The sequence below is a fragment of the Cupriavidus taiwanensis genome (assembly GCF_900250075.1).
Classification (GTDB): Bacteria; Pseudomonadota; Gammaproteobacteria; order Burkholderiales; family Burkholderiaceae; genus Cupriavidus; species Cupriavidus taiwanensis_C.
This window is the reverse complement of sequence record NZ_LT977070.1, coordinates 581,707-597,985: the sequence shown is the minus strand read 5'-3', so window position 1 is coordinate 597,985 and position 16,279 is coordinate 581,707. Positions and strand designations below refer to the sequence as shown.

General features: G+C 70.4%; 16 protein-coding genes. 1 reads left to right on the top strand and 15 read right to left on the bottom strand.

Annotated features, from left to right (window positions below):
- Positions 1-31 precede the first annotated feature (31 nt).
- The gene (locus CBM2588_RS02780; protein ID WP_115681371.1) at positions 32-1,573 is read left to right on the top strand and encodes a YifB family Mg chelatase-like AAA ATPase; all 1,542 of its coding nucleotides are present in this window, start codon (positions 32-34) and stop codon (positions 1,571-1,573) included.
- A gap of 30 nt (positions 1,574-1,603) precedes the next feature.
- On the opposite strand, the gene CBM2588_RS02775 is transcribed toward CBM2588_RS02780, so the two are convergent.
- The 15 genes from CBM2588_RS02775 to CBM2588_RS02705 all read right to left on the bottom strand — a co-directional run bounded on the left by CBM2588_RS02775 (position 1,604) and on the right by CBM2588_RS02705 (position 16,224).
- Positions 1,604-2,740 carry a porin gene (locus CBM2588_RS02775; protein ID WP_115679259.1) on the bottom strand — a complete coding sequence of 379 codons (1,137 nt, stop codon included), beginning with the start codon at positions 2,738-2,740 and terminating at the stop codon, positions 1,604-1,606.
- 194 nt (positions 2,741-2,934) lie between these two features.
- Positions 2,935-3,435 carry an aromatic-ring-hydroxylating dioxygenase subunit beta gene (locus tag CBM2588_RS02770; protein ID WP_115679258.1) on the bottom strand — a complete coding sequence of 167 codons (501 nt, stop codon included), beginning with the start codon at positions 3,433-3,435 and terminating at the stop codon, positions 2,935-2,937.
- Entirely contained in the window at positions 3,432-4,766 is a 1,335-nt protein-coding gene (locus CBM2588_RS02765; RefSeq protein WP_115679257.1) for an aromatic ring-hydroxylating dioxygenase subunit alpha, read from the bottom strand. Before CBM2588_RS02765 ends, CBM2588_RS02770 begins: the two co-directional genes overlap by 4 nt.
- 16 nt (positions 4,767-4,782) lie before the next feature.
- On the bottom strand, positions 4,783-5,772 hold the full coding sequence (locus CBM2588_RS02760; RefSeq protein WP_115679256.1) for a PDR/VanB family oxidoreductase: 990 nt from the start codon (positions 5,770-5,772) through the stop codon (positions 4,783-4,785).
- Positions 5,769-7,106, bottom strand: a complete 1,338-nt coding sequence (locus CBM2588_RS02755) for an aromatic ring-hydroxylating dioxygenase subunit alpha (protein WP_115679255.1) — start codon at positions 7,104-7,106, stop codon at positions 5,769-5,771. Before CBM2588_RS02755 ends, CBM2588_RS02760 begins: the two co-directional genes overlap by 4 nt.
- Entirely contained in the window at positions 7,103-7,645 is a 543-nt protein-coding gene (locus CBM2588_RS02750) for a V4R domain-containing protein (protein WP_172583550.1), read from the bottom strand. The genes CBM2588_RS02755 and CBM2588_RS02750 overlap by 4 nt, the downstream gene beginning before the upstream one ends.
- Before the next feature lie 16 nt (positions 7,646-7,661).
- Entirely contained in the window at positions 7,662-9,017 is a 1,356-nt protein-coding gene (locus CBM2588_RS02745; RefSeq protein ID WP_115679253.1) for an MFS transporter, read from the bottom strand.
- 32 nt (positions 9,018-9,049) lie between these two features.
- On the bottom strand, positions 9,050-10,036 hold the full coding sequence (locus CBM2588_RS02740) for an amidohydrolase family protein (RefSeq protein WP_115679252.1): 987 nt from the start codon (positions 10,034-10,036) through the stop codon (positions 9,050-9,052).
- A 3-nt stretch (positions 10,037-10,039) separates the two neighbouring features.
- Entirely contained in the window at positions 10,040-10,990 is a 951-nt protein-coding gene (locus CBM2588_RS02735; protein WP_115679251.1) for a VOC family protein, read from the bottom strand.
- Complete coding sequence (locus CBM2588_RS02730; RefSeq protein ID WP_231942091.1) at positions 10,987-12,567, bottom strand: FAD-dependent monooxygenase; 1,581 nt, start codon at positions 12,565-12,567, stop codon at positions 10,987-10,989. Before CBM2588_RS02730 ends, CBM2588_RS02735 begins: the two co-directional genes overlap by 4 nt.
- A gap of 8 nt (positions 12,568-12,575) precedes the next feature.
- Positions 12,576-13,340, bottom strand: a complete 765-nt coding sequence (locus CBM2588_RS02725; RefSeq protein WP_115679249.1) for an SDR family NAD(P)-dependent oxidoreductase — start codon at positions 13,338-13,340, stop codon at positions 12,576-12,578.
- Complete coding sequence (locus tag CBM2588_RS02720) at positions 13,324-14,277, bottom strand: fumarylacetoacetate hydrolase family protein (RefSeq protein ID WP_115679248.1); 954 nt, start codon at positions 14,275-14,277, stop codon at positions 13,324-13,326. Before CBM2588_RS02720 ends, CBM2588_RS02725 begins: the two co-directional genes overlap by 17 nt.
- Before the next feature lie 30 nt (positions 14,278-14,307).
- Positions 14,308-14,706 carry a RidA family protein gene (locus CBM2588_RS02715; RefSeq protein ID WP_115679247.1) on the bottom strand — a complete coding sequence of 133 codons (399 nt, stop codon included), beginning with the start codon at positions 14,704-14,706 and terminating at the stop codon, positions 14,308-14,310.
- A complete protein-coding gene (locus tag CBM2588_RS02710) occupies positions 14,703-15,818 on the bottom strand; it encodes an Ldh family oxidoreductase (protein ID WP_115681370.1) in 1,116 nt (371 codons plus the stop codon). Before CBM2588_RS02710 ends, CBM2588_RS02715 begins: the two co-directional genes overlap by 4 nt.
- Complete coding sequence (locus tag CBM2588_RS02705) at positions 15,808-16,224, bottom strand: cupin domain-containing protein (RefSeq protein WP_115679246.1); 417 nt, start codon at positions 16,222-16,224, stop codon at positions 15,808-15,810. Before CBM2588_RS02705 ends, CBM2588_RS02710 begins: the two co-directional genes overlap by 11 nt.
- Positions 16,225-16,279: the final 55 nt, after the last annotated feature.

Sequence of the window (16,279 nt, the reverse complement as noted above, 5' to 3'; positions counted from 1 at the left end):
TTTCGTTAACAGTTCCGTGCGGTTCGATGCCATGAGCCTTGCCGTCCTACGCAGCCGGGCCCTGACCGGCATCGCCGCGCCGCCGGTGCGGGTCGAGACCCACCTCGCCAACGGCCTGCCCGCCTTCACCATCGTCGGCCTGGCCGACACCGGGGTGCGCGAAAGCCGCGAGCGCGTGCGCGCCGCCATCCTCAACAGCGGCTACGAGTTTCCCAACCGTCGCATCACCGTCAACCTGGCGCCGGCCGACCTGCCCAAGGAGTCCGGCCGCTTCGACCTGGCCATCGCGCTGGGCATCCTGGCCGCCAGCGGCCAGATCCCGGCCGACGCGCTGGACACGCACGAATTTGCCGCCGAGCTGTCGCTGTCGGGCGAACTGCGCCCGGTGCGCGGCGCGCTGGCCATGGCGATGGGGCTGGCGCGCGACAACGCCGCCCGCGCCTGCGCGGGCGAGGCGCCGCGTGCGTTCCTGGTCGCCGCCGGCAACGGCGGCGAAGCCGCGCTGATCGAAGACCTGGCGGTGCACGCCGCCGCCACGCTGCGCCAGGCGTGCGACCACCTCGGCCCGCTGGCCGAGGCGCGGCTGCCGCGCGCCATGCCGCCCCTGCTGCCCCCCGCCGCGGAGCGCGGCGCCGACATGCGCGACGTGCGCGGCCAGGCGCAGGCGCGCCGGGCCATGGAGGTGGCGGCCGCCGGCCAGCATTCGGTGCTGCTGGTGGGCCCGCCCGGCACCGGCAAGTCGATGCTGGCCCAGCGCCTGCCCGGCCTGCTGCCGCCCATGTCGCTGCAGCAGGCGCTGGAAGCCGCCGCCGTGATGAGCCTGACGCCAGGCGGCTTCCGCGCCGAGGCATGGGGGCTGCGCCCGTGCCGCGCGCCGCACCACACCGCGTCGGGCCCGGCCATGGTCGGCGGCGGCGGCAATCCGCGCCCGGGCGAAATCTCGCTCGCGCACCACGGCGTGCTGTTCCTCGACGAGTTGCCCGAGTTCGACCGCCGCGTGCTGGAAGTCCTGCGCGAGCCGCTGGAATCCGGCCGCATCACCATCGCCCGCGCCAACGGCCACGCCGACTTCCCCGCCTGCTTCCAGTTCGTGGCGGCGATGAACCCCTGCCCGTGCGGCTACCTCGGCCACCCCGACCGCCCGTGCCGCTGCACGCCCGACCAGGTGCGGCGCTACCAGTCGCGCATCTCCGGGCCGATGCTTGACCGCATCGACCTGCAGGTCGAGGTGCCCGCGCAGGACCAGGGCGAAATGCTCGACGGCCCGCCCGGCGAAGCCAGCGCCGTGGTGCGCGCGCGCGTGCTGGCCGCGCGCGAGCGGCAACTGGCCCGGCAGGGCAAGCCCAACAATGAACTGGGCGGGCGCGAGATCGAGCAGCACTGCGCCATGGACCCGCAGGCGCAAGCCCTGCTGCGCGGCGCGATGACACGGCTGGCGTGGTCGGCGCGCTCGTACTTCCGCGTGCTGAAGGTGGCGCGCACCATTGCCGACCTGGCCGGCGCCGACCTGCTGAATGCGGCGCACGTGGGCGAGGCGATCCAGTACCGGCGCGCGCTGCGCATGGCTGGCTAGGGCGATTCGCCGGCAGCGTGGGCATGGCCGTCAGAACTTGTGGCGGATGCCCGTGACGAACACCAGCTGCCCGCCGTTGCTGGAGGGCGCGAACAGGTAGATGTCCGCCCTGGCCGACCGCGCACGCTGGTAGACGCCATAGACATAGACGTCCGTGCGCCGCGACAGCGCATAGTCGAGGCTGAGCTGCCCCATATGCCATCTGGGCCGGGCTTCCGTGCCGGTGTAGTGGCCGTCGGTGAAGACATAGGCCGCGCCCAGTTCCAGCGCCGGCGTCAGGCGGTAGCCGAAATTGACGTCGTAGTTGTTCAGCCGCATGGCGGTGCCGTCCTGGTAGCGGTACCGGGCCGTCGTGACCATCGCATTGACGCGGGCCGCACCAACGCTGTAACCCGCCGCGATGCCGCCCACGCGCTGCCGCGCCACGCCGGCCGCCGGCGTCAGCGGGCTGCTGTGGAACAGCACGAAGGGCGCGCCGGCATAGTCGTCGGTCACCGCGCCGGCGGCGTTGTTGCTGGCCAGCAGGCCCGGGCGGTCCAGCTGCATGTAGGCCGCGGCCAGCTTCAGCGGGCCGCTCGCGTAGCTGGTGCCGAGGCTGAATGAACGGTTGTTGGCCGACTGGCCGGTATCGGACAAGGCATAGGTCGCCTGCGCGCGCAGGCCGCCCCACGACGGCGAGATGTACTTGACCGCGTTGTTGTGGCGGAAACTGCCGAACACATTGTCGTTGTCCCCCACATGCGTCGCCAGCCCGCCCGCCGCCACCGGCGCCGACATCGCGCCGAGCGTGTCGAACACGGCATCGTACTGGCGCCCGAACGTGACCGTGCCGTAGCGGTCATGGCTGAGGCCGACATAGGCCTGGCGGCCGAACAGCCGCCCCCCCTGCTGCGACTTGCCGTCGTCAAGGCCAAAGCCGCTTTCCAGCACGAAGATGCCTTTGGCGCCGCCGCCAAGGTCCTCGGTGCCGCGCAGCCCCCAGCGGTTGTTCTGCATGGTCCCGGGCACCATCCTGGTGGCGGCGTGGCCGCCTTCGTTGTTGACGTAGGCCACGCCGACGGACAACAAGCCGTACAGCGTGACCCCTTCCTGCGCGTACGCCGAACCCGCCAGGCCCAGCGCGCCGGCGCACAGCCGCGCCAGCTTTCGTTTTCCATTGCTTGTCATGCCATGTCTCCTGTAGTTTTTATGCGCACGGAACCCCCCACTGCTTGCCGCTTCCGGCAACGCAGGCATGAGCGCGCCCCGTGCCCGGCGCGCGGGCACTTCCCCCTTTTTCCCTTCCCTGATATGCCGGGCGCCGCGAGAGCGGCGCCCGGCGCGTGGCTAGCAGCCGATGCGGTGCGGCAGGCCCGCGGCGGTCACATGAACAGCTGGACCGAAGGCAACGCCGCGTCGCAGTTCAGCAGGTTGACCCGCTTCTGGCGGATCTTCAGCCGGCCGTCCTGCTGCGACAGCGTGTGCTCGGCCGTGCAGGCGTAGACCTGCTGCGTCTCCCCGGCGGTCTCCACATAGATGTAGCGGGTACGCGTCAGGTAGGTGTTTTCGTGGTGCGCCATGGCGACGATCTCGGGACACTGCAGCACGTGCAGGCAGCGCGGCTCCGGCTGCAGCGAGAACGCGCGCGGGTTGCGCATGCGCTCGATGCGCAGCTGCAGCAGCAGCCGGTCTTCATACATCAGCGAGGCGTGGTCGATGCCGTCCTGCTGGCCGGGCACCAGCGGAATCCAGTAGTGCCCGTCATCGGCGAACAGCGCCAGCCATTGGTCGAAGCGCTTCTCGTCGATCAGCCTGGCTTCCTCATAGACCAGCGCGACCAGGTCGTCCCGGCCCGGCGGCACGGCTTGCTGGGTTGCATTCATGTTGCGTCTCCCGTGTTGAAATCCGGCGCCATGTAGCGGATCCATGCGCGGAACTGGTTGCGCATCGAGATCTCGCTGGTGCCATTGGCAGTGGTGTCGTGCTGGCCGAGTTCATTCGCGTCGAAGTTGCGGTGCAGGCTGACCCACTCATTGCCATCCGCGCGCAGGCCCTGCTGCATCGCCCGGTAGGCGTGCAGGTCGTCATGGCCGACCACCGACATCGGCGAGTTGATCAGCCGCGTGTACATCAGCGTGCGCCGCAGCAGCGTGTCCGGCGCCCCCTTGGGCCGGAAGGTCCACGACTCGACCACGGTCTGGTCCGCCGCCAGCGGGCGCACCACGCGGATCGCCTGGATCGCGCCCTTGAGGGTCAGGCTGGGGTAGAGCACGGTGTTGTGCCGCACCGTGGCCAGGATCTGCGCCGCGCGCTCGGCGCCATAGGCCTGCGCCATGCGCGCCTCGTACTCGGGCAGCCCCACATAGCCGGCATGCAGCGACACCGCGCCGACGCCGGTATAGCTGTGGCCGTTGGCCAGCACCCTGACCCCCATCTCGTCCGAGAAGGCATAGCCGGAGGTGAACGGCACCAGCTGCTCGATCGCCATCGGCTTGGGCGCGTCCTCGGGCTGGTCCGCCCACAGTTCCTTCGCCGTGCCCGCCGATGACTCGTGCGCCACCATCGGATGCATGGTGTCGTTCAGGTTCTCGACGAACATCTTCCAGTTGCAGTCGTGGCGATAGCGCAGCACGCCGCCGGCGATTTCCAGCTCGCCGTCGGGAGAGCGCTCGACCATGTTGTCGATCGAGGATAACGTCGCGCCAAAATAATCGCGGAAGCCCGGCCCCTCATCGGACAGCCGCACGAAGACAAAGCCGCGGTAGTTCTCGACGTGGCGCAGCGCGCCCATGCCCTGCCCGGCGGGACAGGCCTCCAGCCCGGTGCCCGCATAGCCCTGCCGCAACGGGATCGACAACAGCGCGCCGTCGGTCTTGTAGGTCCATGCGTGGTAGGGGCAGCGGAAGAAGCGGCCGGTGTTGCCGCTCGGTTGCGACACCAGCCTGGCGCCCTTGTGCGCGCAGCGGTTGCGCAACACCTTCACGTTCCCGTCGGGCTGCCGCACCATCACCACCGGCTGCCCCGCGATATCGGCCGTGATGTAGTCGCCGGCCGCCGGCACCTGGCTGTCGTGCCCCACGTACACCCACGCCCGCGCCCACAGCCGCTCCATCTCCAGCGCGAACACTTCCTGGTCCAGGTACACGTCGCGGTGCACCTGCCGGTCTTGCACCAGGCTGCGCAAGGCCTCGGCATTGTCCCGGTATCTGCTCATTGGTCTTTCCTCCCGTTCATGCATCGAGCACCAGCCGTCCGCTGCTGGCGCGCGACACGCAGATCTGCATGACGTCGCCAGCGCAGCGCTGCGCCTCGGACAGGCAGTAGTCGCGGTGGTCGATGTCGCCGGCCAGCACCGGCACCTGGCACACGCCGCACTCGCCGCGCTTGCAGTCGTAGAGCGGATCGAGCCCGGCCGCGAGCATCGCATCGAGAATCGTCTGCCCGGCCGGCACCGCCAGCACCCGCCCGGACTGGCGCAGCTCGACCTCGAAGGCGCGGTCCGCAGCGCCGGGCGCCGCTGCGGAAAACAGCTCGAAATGGATATCGTCGCGCGACCAGCCGCGCGCCGAAGCCAGCGCCAGCACCGCGTCGATCATGCCGGCGGGGCCGCAGGCATAGATCGGCTGGGTCGGCGCCAGGCCGTCCAGCAGCGCGGCGAGATCCAGCGCCGGCATCGGTTCCTGGTCTGCATATAGCGACAGGTTCGCCCCCGCCAGCGCCATCAGTTCATCGACCAGTGCCAGCTGGTCCGGATGGCGTGCGCTGTAGTGGACGCGGTAGCGGCGCCCGGCGGCCATCAGCGCGGCGGCCATCGATACGATCGGCGTCACGCCGATGCCGCCGGCGATCAGTACCGCGTCCTCGGCGCGCTCATCGAGCGCGAACGCGTTGACCGGTGCGCTGGTGACCAGCCGGCTGCCGGCCTTCACCTGCGTGTGCATCCACAGCGAACCGCCCTGCCCGCCGTCGTCGCGGCGCACCGCGATGCGATAGACGGATGGTGCGGCCGTGGCCCCGGCACGCCCGTCGCCGTTGACCAGCGAGTAATGGCGCCAGGCCGCCGTGCCGCCGGGCGCCACCTGCACGCGCAGGTGCGCGCCCGCGGCAAAGCCCGGCAAGGCCTTGCCGGCGGGGTCGCGCAAGCGGAACTCGGTGATCGCGTCGGTCAATGCGATCACGTCTTCCACCACCAGTTCCAGGGTCTTGTGGTCGGCGCTCATGCGTGGCCTCCGCCTTGCGCCAGGGCATCCCCGGCGTGCATCAGCGCGGCCCACGCGCGGAACTGGTTGCGCATCAGCAGCTCGCTGGTGCCGCTTGCATCCTGTATCGGCTGCAAGCGCTCGTCGTCGCGATACTCGCGATGCAGGCTGACCCACGGGTTGCCCTGCGCGGCCAGCGAGGCCTGGATGCCCTCGAAGATATGCACGTCGTCATGCGCCACCACCGACATCGGCGAGAAGGTCAGGCGGTTGTACGTCAGCGTTTGCCGCAGCAGTTCCGGCGGCGCGCCCCTGGGCGCCAGCCCCCAGATCTCCACCAGCGTGCGGTCCACCGCCAGCGGCCGGATCACGCGCAAGGTTTGCGGCGAGCCCTTGAACGCCAGCGACGGAAACAGCACCACGTTCTGCGGCGCAAAGCCCAGCACGTGCTGGGCCCGCTGGTCGCCGTGGACCTGCGCCAGCGCCTGCCGGTAGGCCTCGGGCACGGCGTAGGCGGAATGAATGCTGGCCTGGGTGCCGAGCACGCTGTGGCCATGCGGAAATACGCGCGCGCCGGTGCTGGCGAAGAAGGCGTAGCCCGAGCCGAATGGCAGCAGCTGGTCCAGCGCCATCGAGGCCGGCGCATCGGCGGGGCGGGCGCCGTGGATGGCGATGGCGGTGGCCGACACCGATTCGTGCGTCGACACCGGATGCACGGAGTCATTGATGTTCTCGAGGTACATCTTCCAGTTGCAGCGCACCACGCTGCGCAGGCAGCCGCCGGCAACCTGCAGCGCACCCTCCGGCGAGCGGTCGGCGAGGTCGTCCAGCGCGCGCAGCACGGCGCCGAAGTAGTCGTCGAACCCCGGGCCGTGTTCGGACAGGCAGGCAAAGACAAAGCCGCGGTACACCGCGACCCGCGGCGCCACCAGCCCCGCGCCCGACTCGCAGGCGTGCAGGCGCGTGTGCTCGTAGCCTTGCTTCAGCGGCACGGCGAGCGGCGTGCCGTCGGTGCGGTAGGACCAGGCATGGTAGGGGCAGCGGAAGAACTTGCCGGTATTGCCCCGGACCTGGCACACCAGGCGCGCGCCCTTGTGGGCGCAGCGGTTCATCAGCACGCGCACGCTGCCGTCGACATGGCGCACCATGATCAGCGGCTGGCCGGCGATATCCGTGGTGTAGTAATCGCCCGCATCGGGCACCTGGCTTTCGTGGCCAACGTAGTTCCAGCTGCGCAGGAACAGGCGCTCGCGCTCGAGCTGGAACAGCGCCTCGCTCAGGTAGACGTCGCGATGCACGCGGTCTTCCTCCACCAGCGCGGCAATCGCGCCGGCGTCGTTGCGGTAGTCGGTCATGGTGAGACTCCTTGCGCGGCCGGCCGGGCCACGAAGCGGCATGTGTCGTGCCCGCCCATGGCGGCGCATGCGGTTTCCTCGACTTGCACCGGGCACGCCAGCACGGTCTCGGCGATGGTGCGGAACATGCCGGCAATCGGTGCGCACACGGGCTGCGCGGCAGGGCCGTAGCCGGCGGCGAACGGGCTGTTGGCAACGGCGAGCACCAGCCCGTTGCCGCGCCGTGCCAGGTCCCAGCAGCCCCATCCGAGCGCCGGCGAGGTGCGGCGGATCAGGTCGAGCAGCGCCTCGCCGGCGTCCGGCCCCAGGCCGGCAACGTAGGCCAGGATGCTGCGCCGCCCGTGCACCGCCGCGGACTCGGCGAATGCAGCCAGCACGCACGCGCGGGTCGCGTCATCGAGCAGGCGCAGCGTTCCCATCAGCACGTCGGGGCGCATCAGCAGGTAGCGGCGGTCCTGGTCGCGCACCTCGCCGCGCTGCGCGTCGAACTGCAGGCGCTGCGCCAGCGGCGTTTCCAGGCGGGCGGCAACGGTGGTCATGGCAGGCTCCATCGGCTCAGGCCCGGTCCACGCCACGCGCGCCACGCGCGCTGCGCGCCTCGCGCGGCAGCGTTTCCGGCGTGAACAGCAGCGCGATCACGGTGACCAGCCCCAGCAGGATCAGGTAGATCGCCACCGGCGTGCCGGAGTGGTATTTGGCCAGCAGCGCGGTCGCGATCATCGGCGCGATGCCGCCGCCGATCACCGAGGACAGTTCGCGTCCGATGCCCATGCCCGAATAGCGCACCTCGGTCCTGAACAGCTCCGCCATATAGCTCGGCTGCACGCCCACCATCGCGGCCAGCACCACCGAGTCGGCCAGCACATAGGCCAGCAGCACCAGCGACGGCTCGCGGGTATCGATCAGCCAGAAGAACGGGAACGCCACCAGCATCAGCCCGATGGCGCCCGCCATATAGACCGTGCGACGGCCGAGCCGGTCCGACAGGTGCCCGTAGCACAGCGCCGTGACCGTGACGATCATCATCGAGATGGTCAGCCCCTCCAGCATCACGTGGCTGGGGATGCCGCGATAGGCGCCGTACGCCAGCGAGAACGCGAAGAAGATATAGGACGCGCCGCCTTCGGCCATGCGCAGCCCCACCACCATCAGGATCTGCTTCGGCTGCTGGCGCAGCACTTCCACCACCGGCATGCGCACGCCGTGTCCGCTGCGCCTGGCCGCGACGAACTCCGCGCTCTCCGGAATCCGGCTGCGGATGTAGTAGCCCGCCACCACCAGCACCATGCTGGCCAGGAAGGGCATGCGCCAGCCCCACGCCATGAAGTCGTCGGCGGGCAGCTTCTGCACCGCCCAGAACGCCGCCGCCGACAGCACGAAGCCGATGGTTGCGCCGCTGGGGCTCCACGCCGACAGGAAGCCGCGCCGCGCGGGTGGCGCGTTCTCGCTGATGATCAGGATGCTGCCGCTCCATTCGCCGCCGGCCGCCAGGCCCTGCAGGAAGCGCAGCGACACCAGCAGCACCGGCGCCCAGATGCCGATCTGCTGGTAAGTGGGCAACAGGCCCATCGCGGTGGTGGCCACGCCCATCACCACCAGCGTCAGCACCAGCACCAGCTTGCGCCCGTAGCGGTCGCCCAGGTGGCCGCAGATCACGCCGCCCAGCGGGCGCGCGACAAAGCCCACGGCAAAGCCGCCGAATGCCGCCAGCGTGCCAACCAGCGGATCGGTGCCGAGCGGAAAGAACAGCTTGCCGAAGATCAGCGCCGCGGCCGTTCCATAAAGAAAAAAGTCATACCACTCGAGCGCCTGCCCGACGATCGACGTGATGATGGTCCTGCGCAGCGTGGCCTGCTGCGTGCCGGCCGCCGCGGGCATGCCGGTGGTGATGCTTGCCTCTTCCATGCTCATGCTGTCTCCCCCTTGTCCTTTCTGGAATTTGGTCAGGTGTTGCCGGTGGTGGTTGCGTGGTCTTGCGGCATGGCGGCGCCCCGCCAGGTGCGCGCGCTGCCGTCGGTGCCGGGTGACGGAATTCCCATCGGGAATGGCCAGTCGGAGCCGAACAACAGGTGCGATGCGCCAAACACCTCCGCGGCCAGCCGCAATCCGGCCGGGTGGTGTGCAATGCAATCGGCGTAGAACCGCCTTGCCGCCTGCAATGGCGGTTCGATCCCGGCAGGCACCCCGGGCCGGCCGGTGTCGAAGCCGCGCTGCAACCGCCCGCATGCCGCGGGGAACAGGCCGCCGGCATGCGCCAGGCAAAAACGGATGCGCGGGTACTGCCGCGGCACATCGGCCAGCACCAGTTGGGTGGCCGCCAGCGCGGTTTCGTAGGGGTTGCCGAGCAGGTTGTCCAGGTAGGCGCGCGCCAGCCGGCCATCGCCGCAGCGGCCCGGGTGCAGGAAAACGAAGGCGCCGCGCCGGTCCAGCAGCTCCCATAGCGGCCGATGCGCGGGATCGCCGTAGTCGAGCGCCGGGTTGCCGCCGGCCGCCAGCGCAAAACCCGCGCACGGTGCGCCGTCATAGCTGTCGGCAAGCGCATGCGCGAGCGCGGCATGCTCGAGCGGCAGGTGCAGCAGCGCGCCGAGCCGCTCGCGATGGCGCGAAGCCATCACCATCAGCCCGTCGTTCAGGTAGCGCGCCCACTTACGCGCCGCCGGCGCGTCCAACTGCTGGCGGTACAGCGGCGGCGGCACCGACACCAGCGCGCGCTGCACGCCCTGCGCTGCCATCCAGGCCAGCAGGCGTCCGGGGTGGTACAGGTCTGGTTGCCGGAGCGGCTGGCCGTCGATCACCAGCACGCCGTCGGCCTCGCGCCACCAGACGCCGTCGAGCCGCCGCAGTGCCGCGGTGTCCACCGGCACCAGGTGTGCATGCACGTCCAGTGCGATCGCGGACGCGGCGCCGGCCTCGGATTGGATCGGTTCCATGGCTTAGCGAGGCTCGAGGTTGGCGTTCATCTCGCCGCCCCAGAATTCCGGCGACCATTCCGGCCCCCAGATATAGGGCAGCACCGACCAGTCGCGGCTGACCCAGCGCTCGCTGATCTTGTCCATGTCGGCGTAGTACTCGACCCAGCTGCCCCATGGATCGCGCACATACTGGAACAGGTTCGACGCTAGCGCATGGCGCCCCGGGCCGAAGCTGTCGCGGTAGCCGGCCTCGCGCATGCGCCACGCGCCCAGGCCGATATCGTCGATGCCGCCGACCTGGAAGCTGGCATGCTGGAAGCCGCGGTGCGTGCTGTGGACCAGGCCGAAGCAGTGATGGTCGATCACCCCCTCGCCGGCGGCGAGGAAGCTGACCTTGCCGACGGCGCGGTCGGCCACGCGCAGGCCCAGCACGTCGCACAGGAAGCGCTCGGCCTCGGCCAGCTGCGGCGTGAAGATCAGCACGTGGCCAAGCTTGCGCGGCGGCCGCGGCGCCTCCAGCGCCTGCCAGGCGGCAACGTCGACGCGCGCAGCCCAGCCGGCATCGCCCGGGCCGCCTTCGCGGCGGCGCGTCGAGGCCGGAAGCTGCGGGCACAGGTGGATCCATGTGCCCCACGGGTCCTGGAACCACAAGCCGTCGCGGCCGCCGCCCGGCGGCGGCTGGTCCCGCACCGCGAGGCCGGCGCGGCGCAGCCGGTCGGCAAAGGCGTCGCGTTGCAGCGGGTCGAAGTAGAACGACAGGTGGTGCAGGCGCTTGGCACTGCCCGGCACCAGCACCAGCTCGTCGTTGCTGCGGCCTGGCGAACGCAGGCGCAGCGCGCCCGACGGCTGGTCCGGCCCTGGCTGCGCCACGACTTCGAGGCCGAAGGTTTCATAGAAAGTCCTGGCGGCGGCCAGGTCGGGCACTTCCAGGCCGAAGCCGTTCAGGCCCAGCACTTTGGGTCCGGCGATCATTGGGGGCTCCCTTGCGGCGCGGGCGCGCCGACGATGGCTGCATACAGGTCTTCGGCGCGCCGCGGCGCGATCGGCACGATCGCGGCAACGTGGTCGTCGGGACGGACCAGCACCAGCGTGCCGTCGGGCACGCCCAGGCGTTCGCGCAACTGGTTGCCGACGTCGAGCAGCGCGCGCTCGCGCAACCCGGAATCGAGCGGTGCATCCCAGCGCGACACCACGAAATGCCGCAGCGCCGGCGAGGTGTTGCGCGGGATCTCGGGCTGGCGGCGCACATCGGCGAAATACAGCGCGAGGAAGTTGCCGTCGACCAGGTCATGGAGCCGCAGCGGCCGTCCCGCCGGGCCATGCAGCAGGAAATCCGGAATGCGCTCGCCCACGCGCAGCGGTGGCGGCTCGGCTTCGGCGCGGATCATCGACCAGTCGCCGCTGCCGTCGATGTCCAGGCGCACGCCCAGCAGCGTGCGGGTGCAGGCATTGCCCCAGTCCTGCAGCGCCGTGGGCGCATTGGCGCCGCCCTGCATGGCCATGTGGTGGCGCGCGGCCTCGGCCATCTCGCCGGCGCCTTTGGTCGCCACCGGGCGCTGCTCGCGCTCGTAGCCGTCGAGCAGGCTGCTGTCGGCCCAGCCGCGCAGCACCCACGCCAGCCGCCATGGCAGGCTGATGGCATCGAGCACGCCGGTATTCAGCCCGAGCGCCCACATCGGCGTGATCAGGTGCGCGGCATCGCCCATCAGAAACACGCGCTCGCGCCGCCACTGGCGCGCGATGCGGTGATGCACGCGGTAGGTCACGCGGCCGAGCAGCTCCACCTTGTCGACCTTGCCGATAAAGCGCAGCACCTTGGCGCGCAGTTCCTCGTCGCCGGGCTCGTCGGCATCCTTGGCCAGCGGATACAGGAAGCGCCAGCAATGCGGCTGCCGCACCAGGATCATCCACTCCTGCGCATCCGAGAAATACGCCAGGTACGGATAGTCGCGCGGGTTGGCCACGTCGAGGTCGAGCTTCAGGTCGACCAGCATGTAGCGCACGTCGAGCGACATGCCGTCGACCGGCACGCCGCATTGCGCGCGCACGGTGCTGCGGCCGCCGTCGCACGCCAGCAGGTAGCTGCCCTCGACCCTGCGCGGACCTGCCGGCGTATCCAGCTGGACCACCACGCCGTCCGGCCCGGAACTGAACGACTCGAGCCGGTGCTGCATATGCAGGCTGCCCTGCGGCACGCGCTCCACCGCCGCGCGCAGGATCGGCTCGAGATGGTGCTGCGGCAGGTTGACCACGAACGGATAGCGGGTTTCGTCGCGCAGCACCGCGGTGCGCACCGACTGGCGCGCCAGGTTGGCTTCGCGCTCGATCTCGCCGATCTCTTCGACGCGCAGCGCGCGCGCCAGCACGTCGTCGGCCACGCCATAGCGGCGGAACGCTTCCAGCGTGCGCGTCAGCAGCGTGCCGGCCTTGGTGTCCAGCGACAGGCTGCCGTCCTCCTCGAAGATCTGGAACGGAATGCCGTAGTACGCCAGGCCGAGCGCGGTGGTCAGTCCAACCGGCCCCGCGCCCACGATCAATACGGGCTTCATGCCGGGGCTCATGGGGTGTCCTTGGTGGCGGCAGCGGGCGCGCTGGCGGGATAGGCATGGTCGCGGCTCAGCAGCGACGCGGTCATGGTGGCGGCATCCGACAGCAGGAACATCAGCGGGCCCACCACGTCTTCGGCCCGGCCCACGCCGAGGGTGTTGGCCCAGTGCGCGTCGTCGCTGCCGGCGTTGGCGTTGCGGTACTGCGCCGTGTCGATCACGCCCGGCGCAATCAGGTTCACGCGCACGCGGTGCTGCGCCACCTCCTTGGCGGCGCTCCTGACGAAGGCCCCCAGCGCGGCCTTGCTCGAGGCATAGGCCGCGGCCTGTGGCCAGCCGCTGTGGGCCAGTCCCGACGAAAACGCCACCACGCTGCCGCGCCGGCGCCGGATCATGCCCGGCACCACGGCCTGGTAGCACCACACCACGCCGTCCAGGTTGATCGCCAGTGCCTGCTGCCACGCCTGCGGCTCGGTCGCGTGGACTTCCCGGCGCGGCTGCACCGCGGCGGCGCACACCAGCCCGTCGATGCGGCCATGCTCGGCCTCGATCGACTGCATCGCTCGCATCACCGCGTCGCGGTCGCTGACATCGAGCCGGCAGAAGCGCAGCCGCGGCTCGCCAGCCAGCAATTGCGCGGCGGCGTGCTCGTCGACATCGCACACCACCACGGTGGCGCCCGCCTGCGCGCAGCGGCGTGCCAGCTCGGCGCCGATGCCGTTGGCGCCGCCGGTGATCACGATCACATCGCCGGCCGCGTCAAAGATTGCCTGCATGGGCGCCTCCCGTGTCGTTGCCGGTCATCGCGGGGACGCTCGACTGGTGGTACAGGTCGGTGTCGACCAGCCGGTTCACCAGCTGGCCCAGTCCGGTGCCGCGCACGGTGACGGTGTCGCCAGCGCGCAGGAACACCTGCGGCTCGCGCGCATTGCCGACGCCCGCCGGGGTGCCGGTGATGACCAGGTCGCCGGCCTGCAGGGTCATGCCGAAGGACAGCTCGGCAATCAGCTCCGGGATCGGAAAGGCCATCTGCGCCACCGACGCGTCCTGCATCAGCTCGCCATTGACCAGGCACTGCAGCCGCACCGACTCGGGGTCGAGCTCGTCGGCGGTGACCAGGAACGGGCCCAGCGGCATGGTGCCGTCGATGCTCTTGCCCTTGAGCCACTGGCCGCCATGGCGCCGCTGCAGGTCGCGCTGCGAGACGTCGTTGGCCAGGCAATAGCCCCACACATGCCGCATTGCGCTGTCGGCGCGGATGCTGCGTCCGTCGGTGCCGATCACCAGCGCCAGCTCGGCCTCGTAGTCCCACTTGGCCGAGATGCGCGCATCGAAGGCGATCTCGTCGCGCGGCCCGATCACGGTGTCGGGACTCTTGGTGAAGAACGTCGGCGCCTGCGGGCGCGGCACGTCCTGGCCCTCGCGCTTGCCCTTGCCTTCGTCGAAGTGGTCCCAGTAGTTCCAGCCGACGCAGAGCACGTCGCGCCGCAACCGCTGCAGCGGCGGCAGCAGCCGCAGGCGGTCCAGCGCAAGGCGCGGCAGCTTGCCGCCACGCTGCGCCGCGGCCACCGCCTGCAGCGCGGCGTCGCCGCCCGCGATCACGTCGCGCAGGTCGCGCAGGTCGCCCAGCGCCAGCGGCAGCAGCGCGACTTCCTCGCCTTCGACCACGCCGATGCGGGCCTGGCCGTCGCAGGTAAAACTTGCGAATCGCATGATTGAGTTCCGGTACGGATAAGGGTGGGCTCAGGCGTCCGGCAGGACGGCGACGGCGCTGATCTCGATCAGGTAGTCCGGCGATACCAGCTTGCTGACTTCGACCATGGTCGAAGCCGGCAGCGGCGCGCGGAAGTATTCGCGCCGGACCTTGTGGATGCGGTCGAAGTTCTCGATGTTGCGCACATAGACGTCGACGCGGCAGATGTCGTCGAGCGTGCCACCGGCGGCTTCGGCCGCGGCCTTCAGGTTTTCGCAGACCTGCCGCGTCTGCGCCTCGATGTCGCCGATGCCGGCGATGCTGCCGTCGGGCCGGCGCGCGGTCATGCCCGAAATGAACACCAGCCGGCCGCGTGCCTCGATGGCTGTCGCTTGCGAGAAGTGGCCGTTGGGCTGGCGCAGGGCGTCGGAATGGATCTGGGTCTTCATGGTTGTGAATCGGTATGGTTGGCAATGGATGACGGAACCGGCGCCGCAAGTGCGCGCGCCACGCTGACGATTTCGGCCAGCACCACGCGTTCGATGCTGCAGCGGCTGCCCTGCCGGCAGCGCGTGGCCCAGCCCAGTTCGCCGGGGCTATAGACGCGCTCGACCCCGGGCGCGTGGTCTGAGCCGCGTACCGCGGCGGCGGCGGCGCTGGCATTGCGCGCGAACGCGGCCGGGTCGCGGAAATGCGCCACGTCGAGTGCAAGGAAGAAGTGCGCGCAGTTGTACGGGATGGCGCTGTCGCCATAGAGCGGGCGCACCGCCGCACCGGTGCCGCCGCCGGACAAGCCGCCGCACAGCAGGTCGACCATGAAGGCCAGGCCGAAGCCCTTCGCGCCCGCGGCCGGCAGCAGCATGCCGCTCAGCGCGGCCACGGCGTCGGTGGTGGGATTGCCCTGCGCGTCGGTGGCCCAGCCCGGCGGCAGCTCGAGCCCCCGGGTCGCGGCCAGCCGGATCTTGCCCATCGCGCTCGCGCTCATGGCCATGTCGAGTTCGATCGGAATCGGGTCGGCGCCCGGCAGCGCGATCGCCAGCGGGTTGTTGCCGACCACGCTCTGCGCGCCGCCCGGAGCGGGCATCAGCGGGCGCGTATTCGACATCACGATGCCGACGCAGCCGTCCCGGGCGAGCGCGCGCGCATACAGCCCTGCCGCGCCGAAGTGGAAGGCGTTGCGCACCGCCACGGCACCGATGCCGTGCGCGCGCGCCCGGTCGCGCGCCAGCGCCACCGCCTGGAACGCCGACAGCTGCCCGAGCATGTTGGCCGCGTCGAGCACCACGCAGCCACCCCGGTCGCTGACCACGGCGGCGTGCGCGGCCGGCGTCACCGAACCGCTGCGCAACCGCTGCACATACATGGGCACCAGCATCACGCCGTGCGACGGAATCCCTTCGAGGTCGGCGTCGACCAGCGCATCGGCCACGCGCACCGCGTCCGCGTCGGCCACGCCAAGCCGCGCGAAGATGGCACTCACGGCCGCGCTGAGCGCGCCCGCGTCGACCTCGCAGTGCGTGCGATGGCGATGCGCGTCGCCGCCGGTGGTGTCAGTGGGCATCGCGTTCATCGGTGTACCAGCTCGGTTTCTGCGGATAGTGCGGACCGTCGTAGATCTCGACCACGATGGTGTCCTCATGCGCCAGCGTGGGACCGTGAACGTTGCCCTTCGGATTCCAGTAGAAGCATCCGGGCGTCAGCACCACCTGGGTTGCGGTGTATTCGTAGCGGCCCTGCAGGCAGAACATGAACTGGTTCGATGCGTGCGAATGGGGCTCCGGGATCGACACCCCCTTGTCGAAGCGGATCAGCGCAATCGAAGCGCCGGTTGCCTCGTCGCGCCACAGCATCTTTTCGTAGAGGCCGGGCAGGGACTTGGGACGCCAGGGCATGTCGGCGCTTTGCAGCAGCACCTCCTCGAGCGGTGGAATGCCCGGCAGCGCCGGTTGAGGACAGGACGGGTTCATCGTGTTATCTCCGATCGTTCTGGTTTTATTGCGTGGCAGGCGCCGGTGACGGCGC